The following is a 6195-nucleotide window of genomic DNA, read 5'->3' as shown; positions in this document are numbered from 1 at the left end:
ACCAGGGTCGGTACTCAGAGGCCGAACCCCTCTACCAACAAGCACTAGACCTTTGGAAACAGCTGCTGGGAGAAAACCACCCGGATGTCGCTACCAGCCTCAACAACCTGGCAGGACTGTACTATAACCAGGGTCGGTACTCAGAGGCCGAACCCCTCTACCAACAAGCACTAGACCTTTGGAAACAGCTGCTGGGAGAAAACCACCCTTCTGTCGCTACCAGCCTCAACAACCTGGCAGGACTGTACTATAACCAGGGTCGGTACTCAGAGGCCGAACCCCTCTACCAACAAGCACTAAAACTGAGGAAACAGCTGCTGGGAGAAAACCACCCGGATGTCGCTACCAGCCTCAACAACCTGGCTTTACTGTACAAAGACCAGGGTCGGTACTCAGAGGCCGAACCCCTCTACCAACAAGCACTAGACCTTTTGAAACAGCTGCTGGGAGAAAACCACCCTTCTGTCGCTACCAGCCTCAACAACCTGGCTTTACTGTACAAAGACCAGGGTCGGTACTCAGAGGCCGAACCCCTCTACCAACAAGCACTAAAACTGAGGAAACAGCTGCTGGGAGAAAACCACCCTTCTGTCGCTACCAGCCTCAACAACCTGGCAGGACTGTACTATAACCAGGGTCGGTACTCAGAGGCCGAACCCCTCTACCAACAAGCACTAAAACTGAGGAAACAGCTGCTGGGAGAAAACCACCCGGATGTCGCTACCAGCCTCAACAACCTGGCAGGACTGTACGATAACCAGGGTCGGTACTCAGAGGCCGAACCCCTCTACCAACAAGCACTAGACCTTTTGAAACAGCTGCTGGGAGAAAACCACCCACATGTAGCAGCCAGCCTCAACAACCTGGCAGGACTGTACTATAACCAGGGTCGGTACTCAGAGGCCGAACCCCTCTACCAACAAGCATTAGAGATTGCTGTCCAGCAGTTAGGAGAGAATCATCCCAACACCCAAACTATTTCACGTAATTTAAGCAGACTGTTAGATCAAAGTTGAGTTTCACCCCTCCTAAAACCCCAACTTCTGCACCGCCCTACGCTTAACCTCCTCACCCCGCCTATCATGGCGTAATGCTAGAGAAGTTGTCACGAAGTGCCAATGTCACTGAAACCCTTTGACAACGGAAGTTTTCTCGGCTTCTTCTCTAACAACTTCAGGAAACTACCTACCTGTTTGAGTCGTTTTGGAAACGTAAGTATAGCGACCGGGGAATCAGAAAGATTTTGGCAAAGTATACAGGTGAAGTTCCTTGTTGGGGGATTATCAGTACGTGAACTACCCCGGCCTACTTCGTTGAGGCCGGGGCTTCCAGTTTCACGGAAGAATGCCTCAACTTGGACGGGCGTCCACGTCTTGGTCTTACTTCTTCTCCACTGGCGTTGACCTCCCCCGTTCCAGAGGAGGATAGCATTCTGATACCTTCTGCTCTAATGTTCTTTGCTGCATTACCATCTCTGTCGTGGTGAGTGCCACAGCTTGGGCAAGTCCAAGTCCTTACGTCTAACGGCAACTCTTTGATTCGGTAATGACAATTAGAACAGGTTTTAGAACTGGGGAACCACCGATCTATCTCGACCAATACTTTTCCTTCTTTTTCGCATTTATAAGACAGGAAATTTACAAAAGTCCCCCAACTCAGATCAGATATTGCTTTAGCTAATTTATGGTTACGAACCATGCCCTTGACATTTAGATTTTCGACTACCACTACCTGGTTCTGATCTACGATTTTACTAGATAGCTTATGCAAGTAGTCTTGGCGGACATTTCCAATACGTTCATATACCTTTGCTACAATCTTTCTAGCTTTCCTACTTCCACTACTCCCTTTTTTCTTTCGGACAGTAATACGTTGTTTTTTGGCTAATTTCTTTTCGTATTTAGCCAAATGCTTAGGATTGCCAAATTTAGAGGTCTTTTCGCCGTCGTAGGTAATAGCAAAATCCTTGATGCCCAAGTCAATTCCGATCACTTTCCCGTCTGTCGATGGTTTCGGATCATCAGACTCGTATTCCATTAGGACGGAAGCATAGTATTTGCCAGAAGGGTCTTTGCTGACTGTTACAGTTTTGATTGTCCTATCTAGTGGTCGGTGAATTACTGCCTTGACAACTCCTAATTTTCCAGGAAACTTAAGGTAGTCACCCACTTGCTTGACCTTTTGGGGGTACTGAATTGATTGGCGGTGATGATATGACTTGAATCTAGGATATTTTGCCCTACCTTCAAAAAAGTTCTGATATGCACGACTAAGGTTAAGACTCACAGATTGTAAGACCTGGGAGTAACATTCTTTTAGCCATTCAGTCTCTTTTTCTTTCTTGAGTTTCGGCAACATAGAATTAAGTGCAGATTGCTTTAGCCCTTTGCCAGTTTCTTTATAAGTCTCTATGCACTGATTCAGTGCATAATTCCACCACCAGCGAGCACATCCAAAATGCTGAGCTAATATTTGAACCTGCTCTTGTGTTGGATAGATTCTGACTTTGACGGCTTTATGTTTCACTGCACTTACCTTCGTTATCGACCTTAGTTAATATTATATATATTTTCCAGTAACGTGTCAAGTCACTGTTTCGCTATCCATCCCCACCCTGGAAGAGGGTGGGGAATTCCGCGAGTCTTGTTAAAGATTTTTCCAAATTCTCATCGATGGAAGCTGAGTTAATGCATCAATGAAAATGAGGTAAATGGGTGGTGCGATGCGATCGCTATCAAGATAGAGTCCGAGCAAACAACTACCTACACCTCAACCCTCAGCACACAACCGACACCACCTATCCACAAAACCCCCAGCACATACCAGAAAACAAAAATACCGTGTACCCGAAAAGCAACCTCATTAGCAGAAACTGAGAACAGAAACTCCAGCCGTCGAGCTTCAACAACTGGGGAAACATTGGAATAAAAATCTCCCGGTGCTCAACTCAACCAATTATTTCGCTGCTCTATCTCCCCCAGACTTAACAACAACTACACCATTGAACCAGTACCTGATGGTATTACCCCGGTTACACCGGTTACACAAACTCAACCTACTGCACCAAAGCGCCACAGAATAAACGTAACAGTAACAGCACCGGAAGACATCAAGGTGAAGCAGGGGGACAGAGTAAAGGTAGGTGAAACGCTCTCGGACCGCACTGCTCAACGGGAAAGGCTGGAAGCAAGACGGAACCAGCTGCAAATCGCGATCAATCAGATGAGTTTACCACTACCCCCAATCCAACAACCACCAACACCTTCGTTTAGTGAGGAGGAGGCTGCGATCGCAAAAGCTCGCAATGATTTAGCATTGGTCGAAATGGAAATTGAAGCAGCTCCACCCCTCCGCTTCAAGGTGGATTATCTCAATGTCATCCACGACCAGGATAAAATCCAGAAACGACAATGGTTACAGGAAAAGCGGATTAAAACACAGATTGCGATCGATTCTGCTATTGCTCGGTTAAATGCTGCGAAAACTCGTTACCAACAGCAGATTTACCGGCATTCTCTGGAAATGATGACCTATCAAACTAATTTACAGCGGCAGCAGTACCAGCTGGCATCCTTGGTGAAGCAATCCCAAGAGGTGGAGAAGGAGCTGGCAGAGTTGAATATTGTGCGATCTCCCTATGCTGGTCGGGTGAGACGGGTGAAGATTGTTTCTCAGACAGACCGGGTGATAACTGCTGAAATTACTCTTGATGTTAGGGATGGTCGTTAATTTTAGGACAAGGGCATGTTTGTGGTAGTGCTGTCTTTGCTCAAAAAAAAACGACACATAATTAGTGTAGTTTTTTTTACAACTTTTCATGCTTAAACATATCCAAAAGCTCATCAAATTTATCATCCCATTCCTTCAAGCTATTGTCCTATTGTTTCAGGTAGTATGTACGTCACGGCTCAAGGGGTTGAGGTGGTAGAGTCTGGTAAACGTCGATGGGTTGACACTCACTGGTTTCGAGGAAACAGCTATTTTCGGATTGGTTGGGAGTGGGTCAAATCATATGAGCGAGAATGGCTGGAAATTAATTCATCGGGTTTGTTTTTCCAGCAATCATGACCCTTATCCTGCCATGGCTTCGCGCAAACAACATCAGCAACGGCACTATCAACTAGAGTTTAAGATACAAACGTACCAATATGCTGTTGAATAGTTTTGTCAGTCAACCAGCTTAGCTGCCTTAGCTGCCTATTTTACTACTGATAGGAAAACATTTTTGGACTAAGACACCCCCGAAGTAACTACCTTCGCCTGTAGCGTCCTAATCCCATACTGTCCCCCTTAAATAATTAATCGCCTTTTCAACAGGACAATACTCCAACCTCAGACGTTTAGGCTCCCTACTCCCTACTCCCTGTTCCCTGTTCCCTGTTCCTGTTCGACACGCCAAGCAGTTTCCCTCCCAATCTTCCCCGATTTAACAAACAACCACGAACCCCTCCTATAAGTATCCTCACCCTTCCTGGTGTGAGGTTTTACTTTTATCAATTCTCTAACCTCCGAAGTGGTTAATAACCACTGTTCTTGGGCAGCCATCTTCAACTGCTGCATGTATTCTATGGGGCTCAAAGGCTTCATTCTGTTGATATTGGCTCTCTCAATACCAGACGCGATCGCATCAATCAACACCTCCAATGCTTCCCGTTCTGCGTTCCAAGAACCTGTCCGGTGAACGTCCGGTGAACTGTTCGGTGAACTGTTCGGTGAACTGTCCAGGGAGATAGTTTCCTGACTATCTTCGGTAAACCCTTCGGTTAATAATGCCTCAAAGTCTTCAAAGGTTCCACCCCTTTCCAAATGGTTGTGCAAGCGATCCAGCTCCTCAAGCTGTTTGCCGGACACAAAAGAGCGAGTTCCCTCTTTGTTGGCCTTGATATTCGCATGTTTTAGTCGCTCATAAAGGGCGGTGCGACCTATGCTATATCGGCTCTGTAAATCTTTGATGGGAAACTTGTCTATTTCTTGAGTCATAACCGTTTGCTGGATGTTCGGTGAATGTTCACCGGATGTTCGCCGGATGGTTACTGAACAGTTTATATCTATGTAGAGGAAATAGGGAATCGGGAATCGGGAATCGGGAATTAGGTTAGAAACGATAAATCAACTTGTCGGATACCCGTTAATGCTGAATTGGAAAGAAGGTCCACAGTGGGGAGCTTGACATCTAAAATGCACAAAACCCCTCGGATCCGGAAAGAGTGAGGGGTTTTGTTTGGGAGCAGAAGTAACCCCAGGGGAGTGTAAGGGGTTATTTAGTTAATCATTTTACTAGATGCGCGCACCCTCTTAGTAACAATAACCAGGGGATAAACTTCCTCGTAATAAACATCCTTTTGCCCAGGCTTTTCGACCCGAGTCTCAGCTCCGAAAGTCCCCATTGTTAACCCGGTAAATCCTCCCCCGACTAGCATCTCCCCAGACGCTGGGGACTAAGTAGATCAGGTTATATGCCTTTGGTTGCAGGGTAAACCGATGGGAGTCGGAATCTAGGGAGCAGAATGGGACTTCGGAAGAGTGTTGAGGTTGCGAGTGACCCAGACCTTTGCCTCTCCGTTGTTCCTCGCTTCATCAGGTTCAACCTCAGCTAGCACGGTTGATTTAGCTTCGATAACCTCAACCGGCTGCTCATCATCGAACGGTTCCAGGTCTTCCTCTATCCCATCCATGTACTCATCCGTCGCCGTAGTTCCGGGAGCGATAAATACCTCAGGCTCTTGCGATCGCACCCTAAGGACATGTGATCGTACCCTAAGACCATGCGATCGCTACCATTGGTCGATGTGTTTACCCTGGGACTACTGTAGGTGAAGGTGCGATCGCCCTTAGACCACCCACATTTTTCTCTAAAACGGAACCACTCCGACTTAGACTTACACCCACACAAATAAACACAAACAAACACAAATCAATCCTCTTCCCCAGTGATAGTTAAGTGTAATCAAACCGATCTATCATTTTTCTGATTGTGAATGGAACATTAAGCCACGTTTCATCCTTGATTTCGTCCCAGAAAGGAGAACGAATATAGAATTTCACGGCTCCTTTTAAGACATCTGAGCCGACTTGAGCTGCTCTCTCTAGTTGGGAGATTACTCTTGCTACTACTCCTGTTGGTTGGTCTTCCGTAATAGTGTCTAGATGGGATGTCTCTTTTTTATCTTTACCAGACGTGGACACATCTTTGTG

The 6195-nt window shown here is 46.4% G+C and carries 7 protein-coding genes; 3 read left to right on the top strand and 4 right to left on the bottom strand.

Features of this window, described 5'->3' with window-relative positions; genetic code table 11:
• On the top strand, positions 1 to 1016 hold a 1016-nt coding region (locus tag F6K57_RS34740; protein ID WP_293072516.1), incomplete at its 5' end, for a tetratricopeptide repeat-containing protein.
• A gap of 289 nt (positions 1017 to 1305) precedes the next feature.
• Here F6K57_RS34740 and F6K57_RS34735 read toward each other — a convergent pair.
• The gene (locus tag F6K57_RS34735; protein ID WP_293072514.1) at positions 1306 to 2526 is read right to left on the bottom strand and encodes an RNA-guided endonuclease TnpB family protein; all 1221 of its coding nucleotides are present in this window, start codon (positions 2524 to 2526) and stop codon (positions 1306 to 1308) included.
• 588 nt (positions 2527 to 3114) lie between these two features.
• Between F6K57_RS34735 and F6K57_RS34730 the strand changes: the two genes are divergently transcribed.
• Together F6K57_RS34730 and F6K57_RS34725 are read left to right on the top strand one after the other, a co-directional pair.
• Positions 3115 to 3729, top strand: coding sequence for a hypothetical protein (locus F6K57_RS34730; RefSeq protein WP_293072512.1), 615 nt, complete (start codon positions 3115 to 3117; stop codon positions 3727 to 3729).
• 165 nt (positions 3730 to 3894) lie between these two features.
• On the top strand, positions 3895 to 4068 hold the full coding sequence (locus F6K57_RS34725) for a hypothetical protein (RefSeq protein ID WP_293072510.1): 174 nt from the start codon (positions 3895 to 3897) through the stop codon (positions 4066 to 4068).
• A gap of 288 nt (positions 4069 to 4356) precedes the next feature.
• Here F6K57_RS34725 and F6K57_RS34720 read toward each other — a convergent pair whose 3' ends face one another.
• The 3 genes from F6K57_RS34720 to F6K57_RS34710 form a co-directional block, all read right to left on the bottom strand.
• Positions 4357 to 4980, bottom strand: a complete 624-nt coding sequence (locus F6K57_RS34720) for a hypothetical protein (protein ID WP_293072508.1) — start codon at positions 4978 to 4980, stop codon at positions 4357 to 4359.
• A 515-nt stretch (positions 4981 to 5495) separates the two neighbouring features.
• Positions 5496 to 5735 (bottom strand): hypothetical protein, encoded by a 240-nt coding sequence (locus tag F6K57_RS34715; protein ID WP_293072506.1) that lies wholly within the window; start codon positions 5733 to 5735, stop codon positions 5496 to 5498.
• 202 nt (positions 5736 to 5937) lie between these two features.
• Positions 5938 to 6195: hypothetical protein (locus F6K57_RS34710; RefSeq protein ID WP_293072504.1), on the bottom strand; the 258-nt coding region annotated here is incomplete at its 5' end.

Origin of the sequence: Moorena sp. SIO4A5 (assembly GCF_010672005.1) — a bacterium.
GTDB lineage: Bacteria > Cyanobacteriota > Cyanobacteriia > Cyanobacteriales > Coleofasciculaceae > Moorena.
This window is presented reverse-complemented; position numbering and strand designations above follow the sequence as displayed.

Bases quoted from the DNA above. Each gene is read 5' to 3' on its own strand.
- F6K57_RS34720 (WP_293072508.1), bottom strand. From the start codon at position 4,980: ATGACTCAAGAAATAGACAAGTTTCCCATCAAAGATTTACAGAGCCGA.
- F6K57_RS34725 (WP_293072510.1), top strand. From the start codon at position 3,895: ATGTACGTCACGGCTCAAGGGGTTGAGGTGGTAGAGTCTGGTAAACGT.